General features: G+C 51.2%; 14 protein-coding genes. 10 read left to right on the forward strand and 4 right to left on the reverse strand.

Features of this window, described 5'->3' with window-relative positions:
- Nucleotides 1-62: 62 nt before the first annotated feature.
- Together ubiD and fre are read left to right on the forward strand one after the other, a co-directional pair.
- Nucleotides 63-1,532 (forward strand): 4-hydroxy-3-polyprenylbenzoate decarboxylase, encoded by a 1,470-nt coding sequence (ubiD, locus tag N8M53_RS00300; protein ID WP_269579086.1) that lies wholly within the window; start codon nt 63-65, stop codon nt 1,530-1,532.
- 113 nt (nt 1,533-1,645) lie between these two features.
- On the forward strand, nt 1,646-2,362 hold the full coding sequence (gene fre / locus N8M53_RS00305) for an NAD(P)H-flavin reductase (RefSeq protein ID WP_269579087.1): 717 nt from the start codon (nt 1,646-1,648) through the stop codon (nt 2,360-2,362).
- Between the two features lie 98 nt (nt 2,363-2,460).
- On the opposite strand, the gene N8M53_RS00310 is transcribed toward fre, so the two are convergent.
- Both N8M53_RS00310 and N8M53_RS00315 read right to left on the reverse strand, forming a co-directional pair.
- Nucleotides 2,461-3,360 (reverse strand): carboxylate/amino acid/amine transporter, encoded by a 900-nt coding sequence (locus N8M53_RS00310; protein WP_269579088.1) that lies wholly within the window; start codon nt 3,358-3,360, stop codon nt 2,461-2,463.
- 150 nt (nt 3,361-3,510) lie between these two features.
- A complete protein-coding gene (locus N8M53_RS00315; protein ID WP_269579089.1) occupies nt 3,511-3,936 on the reverse strand; it encodes a universal stress protein in 426 nt (141 codons plus the stop codon).
- Nucleotides 3,937-4,157: 221 nt separating this feature from the next.
- Between N8M53_RS00315 and ftnA the strand changes: the two genes are divergently transcribed.
- The 7 genes from ftnA to N8M53_RS00350 all read left to right on the forward strand — a co-directional run bounded on the left by ftnA (nt 4,158) and on the right by N8M53_RS00350 (nt 12,271).
- A complete protein-coding gene (gene ftnA / locus N8M53_RS00320) occupies nt 4,158-4,688 on the forward strand; it encodes a non-heme ferritin (protein ID WP_046074610.1) in 531 nt (176 codons plus the stop codon).
- Between the two features lie 52 nt (nt 4,689-4,740).
- The gene (locus tag N8M53_RS00325) at nt 4,741-5,088 is read left to right on the forward strand and encodes a universal stress protein UspB (RefSeq protein ID WP_077771829.1); all 348 of its coding nucleotides are present in this window, start codon (nt 4,741-4,743) and stop codon (nt 5,086-5,088) included.
- Between the two features lie 97 nt (nt 5,089-5,185).
- Nucleotides 5,186-6,307, forward strand: a complete 1,122-nt coding sequence (locus N8M53_RS00330; protein ID WP_077771830.1) for a mechanosensitive ion channel family protein — start codon at nt 5,186-5,188, stop codon at nt 6,305-6,307.
- 124 nt (nt 6,308-6,431) lie between these two features.
- Nucleotides 6,432-7,568 carry an NAD(P)/FAD-dependent oxidoreductase gene (locus tag N8M53_RS00335; RefSeq protein WP_269579951.1) on the forward strand — a complete coding sequence of 379 codons (1,137 nt, stop codon included), beginning with the start codon at nt 6,432-6,434 and terminating at the stop codon, nt 7,566-7,568.
- A gap of 582 nt (nt 7,569-8,150) precedes the next feature.
- Nucleotides 8,151-8,975 (forward strand): carbohydrate-binding protein, encoded by an 825-nt coding sequence (locus tag N8M53_RS00340; protein WP_269579090.1) that lies wholly within the window; start codon nt 8,151-8,153, stop codon nt 8,973-8,975.
- Nucleotides 8,972-10,054, forward strand: a complete 1,083-nt coding sequence (locus N8M53_RS00345; protein WP_269579091.1) for a KTSC domain-containing protein — start codon at nt 8,972-8,974, stop codon at nt 10,052-10,054. Before N8M53_RS00340 ends, N8M53_RS00345 begins: the two co-directional genes overlap by 4 nt.
- 336 nt (nt 10,055-10,390) lie before the next feature.
- Entirely contained in the window at nt 10,391-12,271 is a 1,881-nt protein-coding gene (locus N8M53_RS00350) for a methyl-accepting chemotaxis protein (RefSeq protein ID WP_269579092.1), read from the forward strand.
- Between the two features lie 57 nt (nt 12,272-12,328).
- Here N8M53_RS00350 and N8M53_RS00355 read toward each other — a convergent pair whose 3' ends face one another.
- Nucleotides 12,329-13,018, reverse strand: a complete 690-nt coding sequence (locus N8M53_RS00355) for a tRNA-uridine aminocarboxypropyltransferase (protein WP_269579093.1) — start codon at nt 13,016-13,018, stop codon at nt 12,329-12,331.
- Between the two features lie 87 nt (nt 13,019-13,105).
- Complete coding sequence (locus N8M53_RS00360; RefSeq protein WP_269579094.1) at nt 13,106-14,611, reverse strand: hypothetical protein; 1,506 nt, start codon at nt 14,609-14,611, stop codon at nt 13,106-13,108.
- A gap of 94 nt (nt 14,612-14,705) precedes the next feature.
- Here N8M53_RS00360 and N8M53_RS00365 point away from each other — a divergent pair, with 94 nt between their 5' ends.
- The gene (locus tag N8M53_RS00365) at nt 14,706-15,161 is read left to right on the forward strand and encodes an EVE domain-containing protein (protein ID WP_269579095.1); all 456 of its coding nucleotides are present in this window, start codon (nt 14,706-14,708) and stop codon (nt 15,159-15,161) included.
- Nucleotides 15,162-15,188 lie beyond the last annotated feature (27 nt).

Genomic DNA, 15,188 nt, shown 5'->3' on the forward strand with positions numbered 1-15,188 from the left:
ACCGATCCGGATACCGCTTAACTTGGTATCATAGAGGCGACCATTAACCCGTTGAGCCTGATATGAAACTTTCCGATCTGCGCGATTTCATTGACTACCTTGAAGCTCAAGGTGAGCTAAAACGCATTACCCAGCCGGTTGATCCAGACCTGGAGATGACCGAGATTTGCGACCGCACCCTACGAGCGGGCGGGCCGGCGCTGTTATTCGAAAACCCAGTGGGGTATGACATCCCGGTGCTGGCGAACCTATTTGGTACGCCCAAACGTGTTGCCCTGGGCATGGGCCGAGAAGACGTGCTTGAGCTGCGCGAGGTAGGCAAATTGCTTGCTTACCTCAAAGAGCCTGAGCCACCCAAAGGCTTTCGTGATGCCCTCGATAAACTGCCCGTGTTTCGTCAAGTGCTCAACATGCCAGCGAAAACCGTGCGTCGTCCACGCTGCCAAGAGGTGGTGCTGAGCGGTGATGAGGTCGACTTGGATAAGATTCCGGTGATGCGCTGCTGGCCCGGGGATGTGGCACCCTTGCTGACCTGGGGGCTGACGATTACCCGCGGACCGAATAAAAAGCGGCAAAACCTCGGCATCTATCGTCAGCAAAAAATCGGCAAAAACAAAGTGATCATGCGTTGGCTGGCTCATCGCGGTGGCGCGTTAGACTTGCACGATTGGATGCAAGCCCATCCCAACGAGCCTTTTCCGGTCACCGTGGCTTATGGCGCTGACCCTGCCACCATTCTCGGGGCAGTGACACCGGTGCCTGATACCTTGTCGGAATACGCGTTTGCTGGCTTATTGCGCGGCAGTAAAACCGAAGTGGCCAAGTGTATCAGCAATGATTTGGATGTACCGGCCAGTGCGGAAATCGTGATGGAAGGCTACATCGACCCCAATGAATACGCGGATGAAGGGCCGTATGGCGATCATACCGGGTACTATAATGAGGTTGAGCGCCACCATGTGTTCACCGTGACGCATCTGACCATGCGCAAAAAACCGATTTATCATAGCACCTACACGGGGCGTCCACCCGATGAGCCCGCGGTACTGGGCGTGGCGCTGAACGAAGTGTTTGTGCCGATTTTGCAAAAGCAGTTCCCAGAGATTGTCGATTTCTATCTGCCGCCTGAAGGCTGCTCGTACCGTATGGCGGTGGTGACCATGAAAAAACAATACCCCGGTCATGCTAAGCGAGTGATGATGGGGGTGTGGTCATTTTTGCGCCAGTTTATGTACACCAAGTTTGTGATAGTGTGTGACGACGACGTCAACGCGCGTGATTGGAATGACGTGATCTGGGCGATTACCACGCGTATGGATCCGTCGCGTGATACCGTGATGGTAGACAACACCCCGATTGACTCACTCGACTTTGCCTCACCTGTGGTGGGGCTGGGATCGAAAATGGGTCTCGATGCCACCAATAAATGGCAAGGGGAGACCGATCGCGAGTGGGGCACACCGATTGCGAAAGACCCAGAGGTCGTCGCACGTGTCGATGCGATTTGGGATGAATTAGGGATCTTAGACTAATCCTATTGGAATGCGCTAGCATTCACCGTTAACGATAAAAACACAGCCCAAGGCGGTAGTGATGCCGCCTCTTATAACCTCATCGGCTGTAGCAAAACGAACAGAGGAAAAGAATGTCGATACTATGTGAAGTGACAGCCGTTGAGCCGTTGGCATGTCACACCTACCGCATTGTCCTAAAGCCACAGCAGGCGGTGAGCTACCAGCCAGGGCAATACGTGATGGCAGTGATGGGCGAAAAAGATAAGCGCCCGTTTTCGCTGGCGAGTAGCCCATGCCGTGAAGATGGTGCCGAACTCGAACTACACGTTGGCGCGGCAGACGAGAACCCGTTTGCGTTAGAAGTGGTTGAGAAAGCCAAAGCCGTGCTAGAAAGCGGTGAAGCGGGCTTTGAAATTACTGAGCCTGCCGGTGATGCTTGGCTACGTGATAGCGATCGCCCCCTGTTGTTGATTGCCGGCGGTACCGGTTTTTCTTACGTGCGCAGCATGGTCGATCACTGTATTAGTCAAGAAATACAGTCTCCAATCTTTATTTATTGGGGCGCGCGTACTCCTTGTCAGCTTTATGCCCATGATGAGATGCAAGCACTGACTGAGTCACATAGCAATATTACCTTCATGCCCGTGGTGGAGCAGGCTGAAGGCGAGTGGCGCGGTAAAGTAGGCAATGTATTAGAAGCGGTGATGGAAGATTTTGTCAGCCTAGGCGCTTATGACATTTATATCGCGGGCCGTTTTGAAATGGCAGGTGTGGCACGCGACATGTTCTGTAAAGAGCGTGGTGTGAGTCGTGATCACCTATACTCAGACGCGTTTGCCTTTATCTGATTAAGTCTTTTTTCTCGGGTAAGTAAACAGGCAGGGATTTCCCTGCCTGTTTTATATTTAGGTGACTGAGATGTTGGGGCGGCCCACCGTGGTACGCCCTACTGTGGGGCGGCACTTCGCTGGGCGGCACTCCGCTGGGCTTCGACGCGGCGCTTTACCCAGGTTTGGTTAAACCACAGTGCGGCTAAAATTAGCACCCCGCCACTGAGTAAGGGCAGCAGATCCGCATCACGGTTCCAGATCAATACATTGACCACAATGCCGGCTGGAATTAAGGCGTTATTCATCACTGCAAGCGCCCCCGCATTCACCAGCGTCGCTCCCTTATTCCAAAAGAAGTAGCCCAGCCCTGAGGCGATGGTGCCTAGGTAGATTAATACACCCCACTGGGTGGGTGTCGTGGGCAGTTTGTCACTGTTGCCCAGCAGGGCGAAAGCCAGCACACCCACCACTAAGGCGCCAAGATAAAACCATCCAAACACCGCATGCTGAGGCAATTGAGTGTGCTCTTTCTCAAGCAGGTATTTGTAACCGACTTGGCCAATCGCAAAGCAAAGGTTCGCCCCTTGCACCACCAAAAAGCCGACCAGAAAATCTGGGTTGACGGTGGCATAGCGGATCACCACGGCGCCGAGCACCGCCATCGCGGCGGTGACCAGATACCACGCGCTAAACTGGCGCTTCAAGGCATCGTAAATCAAGGTGACGTAAAGCGGGGTAAAGACGGTAAACAGCAGTACCTCTGGCACCGACAAAAATAAAAAGGACTGATAGAAAAAGCAGTACATAATGCCGAGTTGAAAGGCGCCGACCAACATCAGCTTGGCGGCAAACACTGGTTTTACTTGGCGAGGACGCAAAAAAGGCAAAAACACCAATCCGGCCAATACAATCCTCATCAGGACGGAAAAGTAACTGTCCACTTGGCCGGCGAGATACACGCCAATCAGGCTAAATGAAAAGGCCCACAGCAGTGTCACGCCGCTAAGATACCCCATGGCTTCGATTCCTTCGATAAAGTGATAAAAAGGGCAGTGTACCGTTTCGTCGCGGGGACGCAATCGGTTCGTCTTGCGTAAGTAAGAGTAGGCGATCGTGGAAGCAGAAGGCGGGATCGCCGCCTTCACAGGAAAGAAAGAGCGGTGCGGCTAGTCGCGGATAGGCACCATCAACAAATCGACCGGTGTTTTATTGAGTAATTGCTTGGTGGAGGACAGCAGTGAGCTCCAAAAATCCTGGTGGTGGCCGACCACAACCAGATCAATGCCCATGTTTTGAATCGACTCCGTGATTTCTTCGGCCAAATCGCCGCTGCTCACCAAGGTATGTGTCACGGCACTTTGCGCATCACTGGCCAGTTGATTGAGCTTTTGCTGCGCCTCTTCAATCACGCGATTACGCGATTCGACTAAGTTGATATCGATGAGCCCAGTGTAGAGCTCCGCATAGTTGACGTCGATATGCACCAAGGAGAGCTGGGCGTTGAGGGCACTGGCTAAGGCATCGGCTTTTTTGAGCAGGCGTTCACTGTCATCTGATAAATCGACAGCAACCAAAATATGCTTGTATGACATAGGGTTATCCTTTTTCTTCGAGGTTGTCATCGCAGTCTAGCGAGCTTGCGTATAAAAAACAGTCACTGTGATCGCATTCCGATCAACAATTCGACGATGACACGAGTCATAAATTCGATACAAGACTCGGTATCGATGCAGTTAGTCGGCGTGATCCGCTTGAAAACCAACGTGCTGCTGGTCAGAATGGCAGCTAACCCCAAATAAAGAGGATGTTTTATATGCTAGCACCTGCCATGGTTGACAGGCTCAATGAGCAGATCAATTTGGAGTTTTTCTCATCAAATCTATACTTACAAATGAGCGCTTGGTGTGAGGATCAAGGCTTCGAAGGAGCCGCGCGATTCCTGCATAAGCACGCACAAGAAGAAATGCAGCATATGCAGCGCCTTTTTACTTACGTCAGCGAGACAGGGGCGATGCCTATTTTGGGTTCGATTGACGCGCCGCGTCATGAGTTCGCTTCACTGGGCGAAGTGTTTCGTGAAACCTATCAGCACGAGCGCTTAATAACGGAAAAGATTAACAGCTTGGCGCACGTTGCGTTTACCACGCAAGATTATTCAACCTTCAACTTCTTGCAGTGGTATGTGGCGGAGCAGCATGAAGAAGAGAAGCTGTTTAAAGGCATACTCGATAAGATCGAGTTAGTCGGCGAAGATGGTAAGGCTTTGTTCTTTATCGACAAAGACTTGGCATCGATGGCAGTTGAAGAGTCTACGTCAGTGATGGACGGCTCAGCAGGGCAGTAATCGACTTACCCCTCCCTCTGAGCGCTATCCGGCGTAGCGGAGGGAGAGGTCTATGAACGGTGATATCCTAATCGTGGCAGTATTTACCGTCACACTGATTAATTTCGCGCGCTACCTGTCTTCATTGCGCGCGCTGGTTGTGATGTTACGCGACGCCAATCCGCTGCTTTATCAGCAAATTTGTCGTGGAGATAACAACTTTTTCTCACTCTCACCCCAAGGCGATATCTCTCGGCAAAAACGCTTGTACCAATACATTCGCAGTCAGGAGTATCTGCATCACCACGATGAAGTTTTCGTGGGAAAATGCAACAAAGTACGCCACCTGTTCATCCTTAACGCTGCGCTGTCTGGTGCCTTGCTCGCGACCTTTTTTCTTGTCGCTTTTGCGGGCTGGTAAGCGGACGCCAACAAATTCGACAAAATGCTGACCTCGGTCAGCATTTTTTTTGTTAACCTGACGCCACTACTTGGATCACAGCGTAATTGAGGGAATCATGCAAAGCCTACTCCAATGGTGGCAGTCGCTTCATGAGGCAGCGGCGTGGGAATGGATCTCTGATGTTGTCACGTTAACGGGCATCAGTGCCATTGCCTGGACGATTTGGCACGTGCTGGTTGGGCGGCTGAAAGCCTTAGCGGAAAAGACCATCACCCGCTGGGACGACATCATCTGGCCGGCGATCGACACGCCTTTAAGTGTGTTGATTTGGTTATGGCCAGCTTCTCATTCGCTCGAAATCATTGTCGATAATACCTTAGGCAATGTTTCACTCAGTTGGCTCACCTTGGTGCAAGATTTGGTGGTGATCTGGGTCATCATTTGGGTGCTGTTACGCCTGGTTAACAGCGGCGAGCAGGTGATGATTGAGACGAGCAAACGCGATCACACCACCATCAATACCTTGGGTAATGTGCTTCGTGCACTTTTTGTGTGCTTCGGGATGCTGTCCTTGCTCAAAAGCCTGGGGGTCAGTGTTTCTGGCCTACTGACCGTTGGTGGGGTCGGGGGTTTAATTGTTGGTTTTGCCGCCAAGGATTTGCTGTCGAACTTCTTCGGTGGGGTGATGATTTACTTTGACCGCCCGTTTAAAGTGGGTGACTGGGTACGCTCCCCTGATCGCAACATTGAGGGCACGGTGGAAAAAATTGGTATTCGCATGACGGTGGTACGCACCTTTGATTTGCGCCCTTTATACGTGCCCAACTCGGTATTCAGTAACGTAGTGGTGGAAAACCCCTCGCGGATGCTGAATCGCCGCATTTATGAAACCATCGGACTGCGCTACCAAGACGCCGATAAAATCAGCGCGGTGATTGATGATGTGTATGCCATGCTTGAAGCCCACCCGGACATCGAGACGCGACAAACCTTGATTGTGAACTTCAACAGCTTTGGCCCACACTCGCTCGATTTCTTTATTTACACCTTCACCAAAACGGTGAACTGGCAACGTTATCACCGCGTGAAGCAAGATGTGTTGCTGCAAGTGATTGGTATTATTCATCAGCACGGTGCGGATATTGCTTTCCCAACCCGTACGCTGCATATGGATCCAAGCATGATAGCTCAGGGCGCCGATGCCATGGTGCCGCCGCCTGAAGCGCAGGCGCGTTAAATCGCGCTTGCCGCTCACGTGCGGGCTGCTACAATGCCGCTCCCACAGGGTGAGCAGATAATAAACAGGTAAGCGTGTGACTGAGTATGATGTAATTGTGATTGGCGCCGGTGCGGCAGGATTGATGTGTGCGGCACAAGCCGGCCAACGTGGCCGCCGCGTTTTGGTGGTGGATCATGCCAAAAAGCCGGGCCGCAAGATCCTGATCTCGGGCGGCGGACGCTGCAATTTCACCAACTATGACGTCACCGCCAATAACTTCCTGTGTGAAAACCCGCACTTCGTCAAATCCGCATTGGCGCAATACAGCCAATGGGACTTTATTGGTCTGGTGGCCACCCATGGCGTGGCCTATCACGAGCGTGACCACGGCCAGCTATTTTGTGATGACAGCGCTAAAGATATCGTTAACCTGCTGTTGGCTGAATGCGACCAAGCCACCATCAGTCAACGCTATCGCTGTGAAGTGCATGATATCGTGCAAGAAGAAACCGGCTTTCGCCTTAAACTCAATGGTGAGCCGGTACGCTGCCAGTCGTTGGTGGTCGCCACAGGCGGCCTTTCGATGCCCAAGCTTGGCGCCACCCCCTTTGGTTACCAACTTGCCGAGCAATTTGGCCTAAAAGTGCTGCCCACTCGCGCCGCCTTGGTGCCGTATACCTTGCACCAAGAAGACAAAACGCGCTTTGCCGATATTTCCGGGGTGTCGGTGCCATGTTCGATCACCACTGAGTCTGGGGTGTGCTTTACCGAGAATCTGCTCTTTACCCACCGCGGCTTATCGGGACCAGCGGTATTGCAAACCTCCTCGTTTTGGCAGCCGGGTGAAGCGGTCACCATCGATTTACTCCCCAGTGAGTCGCTAAAAGACGTGCTGGTGGCGATGCGTGATAAGCATCCCAACCAAACCTTAAAAACCTCACTGTCTCGCCTATTCCCCAAACGCTTGGTCGAGGTCTTGATTGCGCGCGATAGCTTGCCAGATAAACCGCTCAAACAGCTCGATGACAAGCAGCTCGATCAACTTCATCACTACTTTCACCAGTGGTCTATTGCCCCAAACGGCACTGAAGGTTACCGCACCGCAGAAGTGACGCTTGGTGGGGTAGATACCCACGCAATTTCCTCGAAAACCCTTGAAGCGCGAGATATTCCCGGCCTGTATTTTATCGGTGAAGTGCTAGATGTCACCGGCTGGCTCGGCGGCTATAACTTCCAATGGGCTTGGAGCTCCGGCTGGGTAGCTGGGCAGCATGTATAAATGTGCTGTGACAATAAGGTTTTCCTGAAAAAGTCGTGTGTTCTATTTTTCGAGAAAAGCTTAAAAAATACATTCAGTACTTCTATGAGCGACACTGCATATATCGCAGCCATTAGCTATGTGTCGCTGATATTTTTTGAAAAACAACGAAATAAATGCAAGACGTGTCTGTTTAAAAATTAGATTAACACCAAAAGGTGCGAGTTAGATAATGCTTGTTATGTAATTAATAATAATGTCGATGGAAAAATCGCAAACATATTCCAAGTTTACTGTATGTGGAGTGAAATTCGCATGCAACCCTTTAGTATGTCAATGAAATACATAACACATCTCCGTTTAAGTTGATAGAAAATATGTTTTTTATTTCGTTAAACTGTATTCATATAGCGCGACCCGTCTAAACCATCACTACACACTAAACCTGAAGAGAGGATTTCTTTATTTTAACGGTTGAGCCTGGCGTAATGCTAAATAACTTCAGGTGTTTTATTTTTACATTTAATGAATAAGAAAGATTTTCATATAAAATATCTACTCACCCTATAAAGTATGCGCTGACATAGTATTTAAGGATGAAGCATGAATAAAAACGTTATTTTTATAGCGGTTAGTTTAAGTATCCCGCTGGTAGCACATGCGATGGAGCCATGGAATAAAGATACTGTTTACAATTCGGGTGACCTAGTCACTCACCATGGAGAGTCATTTGTATCTTCTCATTGGACACAAGGAACTGAGCCAGTAGTAAATGATATCTCTTGGGATGGTTGGATTCACATCAATGCATATACGATTGACAACTATGAGCATGAAACACCTTATGCAGGTGGTTCAGTCGTGAACTTTGAAGGAGATATTTACCTAGCTAAATGGTGGGTTCAAGGAGAGTACCCTTCTAAGTCTGGCACTTGGCGTTTACTCGATGATTTAGAACCATCTCCAGACCCAGACCCAGACCCAGACCCAGACCCAGATTTAGACCCTAAATCCCCTGAGGCAATTGTGGGAGTGGATAAAGATAACAATGGAGTTCGCGATAGTTACGAAGTGGCTGTAACAGAGGCGTATCAAAACCCCCAAATTGTTCAGCTGGCCATTAACCTCGGTCTTGAGTATACCGATATCAATGAAATTGCGTTTGATAAATCCATCCAGCTGTCAGTTGAGGATGCGACTAAAAAGTACAACGAAATTTTGGTTTTGGAAGAGTGTGCAGAGGAGTTGCTGAAAACAGGTGTTGTTGAAATGACGCCACTAGAGCTGCATACCGATACCTTGTACAGAGCGTTAACCTACCGAAATGGAAAAGAGCGTATTTTCGAGCAGATGGAGCACGATCTTGATGCGGTTTTGACGATTGATCAACCGTGTGTAGGGACAATGGCAGAGGAGGCGGTTAAATGAAAAAGCTCGCGACTATTCTTGGTTTGATGTCACTATTTTATGCTAGTACGAGTGCGGCTCAGTGTGAAGTTAACGTTGATAAACTCCAACTTGTCTACATCAACGGAATGTTTACTTCTTCAGAAGCGGCTAAGCAAAACGTGAATGCTTTGAATCGATTCCAAGACAAATATCTTTATACTTTTGAAAAGGCATCGGGCGTCGAATATTCCTATAACTACTCGGAGACACTTTTGTTGCAAATAGCTGAGGTTGCTTTTCATAAAATGACCGATGAGCAATATGAAGCTGGCTACGGGAGATTCTTGAATCGACTTGTTAGCGGTAAGGATGTTTCGGTTTTGGAAGATGCTGCCGAGATGCTAGCTTGGTTCTACAGTACCGTCATTGAAAAAGTTGATTCATTAATGCAAGAGTATGACTACACTGCGGCTGAAAGGGTCGTGGAGAGCCAAGTTGGAAAGTGTGCTAGAACAGTATTAGTTACTCATTCACAAGGTAACTTCTATGGGAATGCGGTTTATACGAGTGTGTCCTACTCCTATGTCTATCCCAATCAAGCTGCACTGTCGGATTATCCTATGCTCGGTTATATGGGTATAGCTAATCCAACTTATAGTGTTGGGGGCTATTACGGGCAGCAGGTGCCAGAAATTGCCAAAACGTTCACTAATGCGAATGACTTGATTATGTTGGCAGTACGTTTAGCATACGGCGCAGTTCCTTCAGATTCGGTATATGCGAATCTACTATCTGATCCTACTGGGCATGGCCTAGAAGTTGCGTATCTTAAGAACCGCGGCGCGCCTGTTATCGCTCAGCGAATTATCGATACAGTTAATGGCTTGACGCCATATCCTATGTTTGAGCAACACCGAGTATCGTCTTCGGCCATTTCTAATATTGGCTACTCAGAGATCTCACACATGTTGGATGTGCGTTTTAAATATGGTGGTGGCTACCGTTACTATGATGTCCCAGGACACATTGGGAACACTTTTATCAATGCATCGAGTCATGGCACTTATTTTAATGAATTCATTAAAGACCAGTATGCTTATGAAAAAATAGAAGGTTAGGAGTAGGTTTCACTACGGAAACCTACAGAGGTGTTTACTTGCTTTTGTGTTGTTTGCAATAAACGGCATACCATAAGCGATGGTTGGTTTATGTGATCTTTATTCTAAATATTCTCTAGTTGACTGTTTTTTGTCTAAAAAATGGCAATCTTTGTTGCGCGCTGTTACATTAGCGCGCGCTTGCCATGTCGGATAAAAATTATCCGGCGCTGTGAACCCGCGACGCGCAGGATGGGCTCGCGGTACCCTAGGGACGGGGTGACGGCTGTTCACTATTGCTACCTCGGTTATCGGGGAGTTTGGAATTAACCTGTCGTTGCTTTGAGAGCCGTTCCCATGCAGTTATCACTAAAACAAAAATTAATTGGGGCATGCTTATCTGCTGTATTGCTGATGGCCGCCTTTCTCACCTGGCTTGCTGTAAGCCAAATTCAAGCCCAAACCCAGTCGAGCATCTATAGCCGCGTCAGTGGTATCGCCGATGCGGCGACCGAATCGATCAGCGGTTGGGTGCAAATCCGTGCTGATATCACCAGTGCCTTTACCGATTACACCAGCAGTAGCCATCGTGTGAGCTATTTACAGCAAGCGCGTGAGGCCGGTGGGTTTGACGATATCTATTATGGTACTCCTCAAGGCGCCATGTATCGCTCGCGCCCAGAACGCAACCGCGATGATTATGACCCTCGCGTCCGTCCGTGGTACAAGCAAGCCGTGAGTGCAGGTAGCCCGATTATTACCACTGCTTACAGTGATGCGATTACCGGTGCGATGCTGGTGACCTTGGCCGAGCCCGTACGTCGCAATGGCGAATTGATGGGTGTGGCGGGCGCAGATGTGTTGATTGACCAGCTGATCCGTGACGTGACCCAACTAAAAGTGGGCAAAAATGCGAACGCGATGCTGTTAGGCGCCGATGGCACCTTCCTCGCCCACAAAGACAAAGCACGCTTGCTAAAGCCGTATCGTAGCCTGTCTCCTGAGCTGAATGAAAACCGCGTGCGTCAGGCGTTGGCACAGCAATCGCTGGTGGAACTGCCTGTCGATGGGGTTGATAAACTGTTTTATTTTGCCTCGGTTCCTAACACTGATTGGGTACTGGCCATTGAGTTGGATAAGCGCACCGAATACGCCAGCCAGCGTGATACCTTGTTCAATCTGGTGTTAACCGCGGCGGTGATCACTTTGTTGGTGGCCGGTGCCGTGACGTGGTTGATGCACGTGTTGTTCCGTGACTTGCTCAATGTGTCCGCTGCGCTAGAAGAAATTGCCTCCGGTGAAGGGGACTTAACCCAGCGCCTTGAGCCACACAGCAATGATGAAATTGGCAAACTTGCCAACAACTTCAACCGCTTTGTCGGCAACATGCATGCCATGGTGTCGCATTTGCGCCAGCTGTCTGGCTCGCTCAAGCAACAAGCCGAGCTGACTGCGGCACAAGCCGAAGAGCGCTCTACCCGTATTGGTCATCAGCAAGATGAAATCAATATGGTGGCGACCGCTATCCATGAAATGGCCTCGGCGACCCAAGATATTGCCGGCAATGCCGATAACACCGCGCGCACCGCCCAAGAGACCGAAAGCGTTGCCAATGATGGCGGCCAGCAAGTGGAGCAAAGTAAGTACTCGATTACCGAGCTTGCCCGTGAAGTGGAAGCGGCGACCGGTGTGATTGGCGAGCTGGATCAGCATGCGCACAGCATCACTAGCATCTTGTCGACCATTCAAGAAGTGGCCGAGCAAACTAATCTGCTGGCGTTGAATGCCGCGATTGAAGCAGCACGCGCCGGTGAGCATGGCCGTGGCTTTGCGGTAGTGGCCGATGAGGTACGGATACTGAGCCAGCGCACCCATGCCTCAACCACCGAAATTCAGCAGATGATTGATACCTTGCAGCAGGCAACTGGTCGCGCGGTGACCATGATGCAAGATAGCCAGCAACGTGCTAATGCCAGTGTGGAAGATGCCAGCGCGGCGAACGAAAGCTTGAGCCAGATTGTTGCGGCGGTGAGCCAGATTAGCGATATGGCTACCCAAATTGCGTCCGCAGCGGAAGAGCAATCGAGCGTCACCGCGGAGATCACCCGTAACTCAGAGGGCATTCGTGATGTGTCCAATGAGCTATCGACTGAAGCGGATGAAGCCGCGCGTCAAGCCGCGACGTTATCCGAGCTTTCTCATAGCCTTGAGCAAGAGATCAGCCGCTTTAAGCTGTAGCCGATAAACGACGTAAACGCCGAGCATGGCAACGCGCTGTGCTCGGCGTTTCTTTGTTCACGTGTTTGGTGTCAGCACCTTGGGGGCGGGGAGCGGTGTGGTGTGATGGTGGCGATCGGCCTCGTAGCACTCGATAAAGTGGGCAAGAAAATGGTCCAGCTGCGTGGCGGCGTTTACGTCGCCTTGGCTTCGTAGTAATGCACTCACCGCTTCACTGGTACACAGGTGTCCCGGTGGCTGGTTGCGCCTAAGCGTATATAGTGAGGCGGCTGTCGACGGCAAACTGACCCGTGGCAGACGATTGAGCCACGGACTTTTATTGAGCATTTTTCGCGCCTGCTGCCAGGTTGCATCCAGCACCACAAACTGTAACGGCGCACAAGGTGCATTGGTGGCGGCTAACGTCTGCGTGCAAGAAACTGACCTATCCGCGCAAGAGGCAGACCGAACCGCGTCAGCAAATAGTCTATCGGCGGGGACGGCATCATCACTGGGAAACAACAACCAAGGTGATACATCACCGCGCGCCCAGCTGTCGAGCAAGGCTTGCGGCGGGTGTTTGCGTTGCCAAATCTCTATCTGAGTGTGGGGTAGCGCTGCTTTAACCAATTTGCCGGTGTTGGATTGGCGCGCCGCTTCGTTTTCATGCATCACCAGCACGCATTGCAATTGGCTTTCCAGCGGCCAATAGCAGTGACAGATACAGTGATAGGTAAAACCGCATTGGCGGCAGGGCAAACGGGCCATCAGACTCTCCTCAAGGTGTCAGGTCGTTATTGTGCGCAAGTCCGACAAGGAATGCGAGCCCGCGTGCCACGGTCGCGCGCGTCTGCGTTATTCTTCTCCCAATACCGCCCCTTGTTGGGTGGCATAGATGCCATCGGCAAACAAGGTGGTGTCTGAGCCATCTGGTTTGGGCGCGCGAGGCGCAGTGCTGGGGTTGAGCGGATAACGCTGCCCATCAAATCGCATCACATGGTGGCCGGCAGGCGCACCGCCACCACCGACCGGCACGACCAAATCATGCCAACCCTGGCTTTGGCTGCGTGCTAATAAAAGGGGCACATGCACCAGTGTCATGCGGCTATTAAACTGCCAGCCTTGCACGTCGCCTTTAAACACCAATAAGGTGCAGCCGCCACTGCCACAGCTGTCGGTCAAAACCAATAGCTCAGGTTGCCCGTCTTGATTGAGGTCGTGGGTAAGCCAGCGATAAGTGAGTGGGCCGGTTTGGCCGTTATCACTAAGGTAATCTTTGAGTGCTTGTTCAACGCGCGGGTTTTTCTCGGCGCTGCCTTTAATACCGGTTTGGTTCGATACGTTCACGGCATCCCCAACTTTGAGCCTTAGCGTTAACCCCTCATGACCCAGTGAATAGGTGTTGCCATTAAAGGTTTCCTCGGAGGCGGTGAGGGTAAACCCGTTACGTGTATATATGCGCTCAGACACCACCATTTGCTCACCACTGCGGGTAGTGAGCACTTGGACTTGATTGTCCCCGATCGGCTGCCAAATCCCGGTTTCTTTGGTCACCGTTTCCCCTTGCGGGTGGTAGGTGGTGATGGCGCTATGATCAGGCAGCAAAGTCAGTTGTGTGGTCAGTGTCGGTTGGCCGGGCGACTGGCTGGTACCTTGGTACTCACCGGCCCAATGCTGACTGGTATCTACCGAAGGCAAGATCGCACACCCTTGGTATGTGCCTTTCGCCGTTTTCAAACGTGCTTGCCAGCCATAGAGGGTGTTGGCGCTTTGTTGGCAGGCTTGCGCGCTAAGCGTTAAAGCGGCTTGTTGGGCGCGGAATTGTGCTTGGTCTTGGCTCATGCTTTGTCCGCTGAGCGGGCGCTCTTGTGAGTCTTGCTCGCTTTCCCAAGCTAGGTGCCCTTGGCCGACGGCCGCCGACCACGTGGTAGGGGTCTGGCCTTCTGCCAAGAGTGTATTGCGAGGTTGCGCGCACCCTTCTAGCTCGCTGGTGAGCATATTTAAACGTGTCATGGTCACCGCGGCAGGGTAATCGGCACTGTATCCGCGGCGTGACACCGGTGTGAAGTAGCCCTCAAATTCACTGTATACCGGCCCGGCCTGCTGGGATAAGGTCGCGCGTTGATCGGCGGTTAAATCAAGCCAATATTGCTTTTGACTGCCGCACGGTGTGAAGCTTGCTGTTTCGGGACTGACAGAGATTTGGCCGGTTTGCATAAAAGGCTGCGGCGTATGAACCAGACCCGTGTCAATCTTGTCGCTACGGTGCCCCAGCTCTACGGGGCCCGAAGGACTGCTGCTACAAGCTGCGAGAGTCAGAATACTGACCGACGCGATAATAAGAGGGCGAAGAGATGGCACGAAAAACTCCTTGTACTGAGCGAAAAGAGAGGCTTGCGCCTTGAATGCGGGCAGGGCAAGATTGCCGCCATCATCCGGTTAAGAGCAAGCTAGCATGAGTTATTGGTTATTTAAAACAGAGCCAGATACCTTTTCGATAGACACACTAAAGCAGCAAAAGGTTTCATGTTGGGAGGGCGTACGCAATTACCAGGCACGTAATATGTTGCGTGATGAGGTAAGCGTTGGCGATGACGTGTTGATTTATCACTCCTCGTGCAAACACGTCGGTGTGGTAGGCGTCGCCACAGTCGTGCGCGCGTGTTACCCCGATCATACTCAGTTTGAGCCACAAAGCGGCTACTTTGACCCGAAAGCCACGCCTGAAACACCGCGTTGGTTTATGGTGGATGTGGAATATCAGCGTCATTTGCCACTGATTAAATTGGCTGAAATGAAGCAAAACCCGGCTCTGGCTGAGATGCCTTTGGTGAAAAAAGGTAACCGGCTGAGTGTGATGCCGGCTACCGCAGCGCAATGGCAGGCAATCTTGGCGATGGCGGGGGAATAGTGCATCGCAAGCTGCTGCCTGTAGGCC

This window comes from Salinivibrio kushneri (genome assembly GCF_027286325.1).
Lineage (GTDB): Bacteria > Pseudomonadota > Gammaproteobacteria > Enterobacterales > Vibrionaceae > Salinivibrio > Salinivibrio kushneri_A.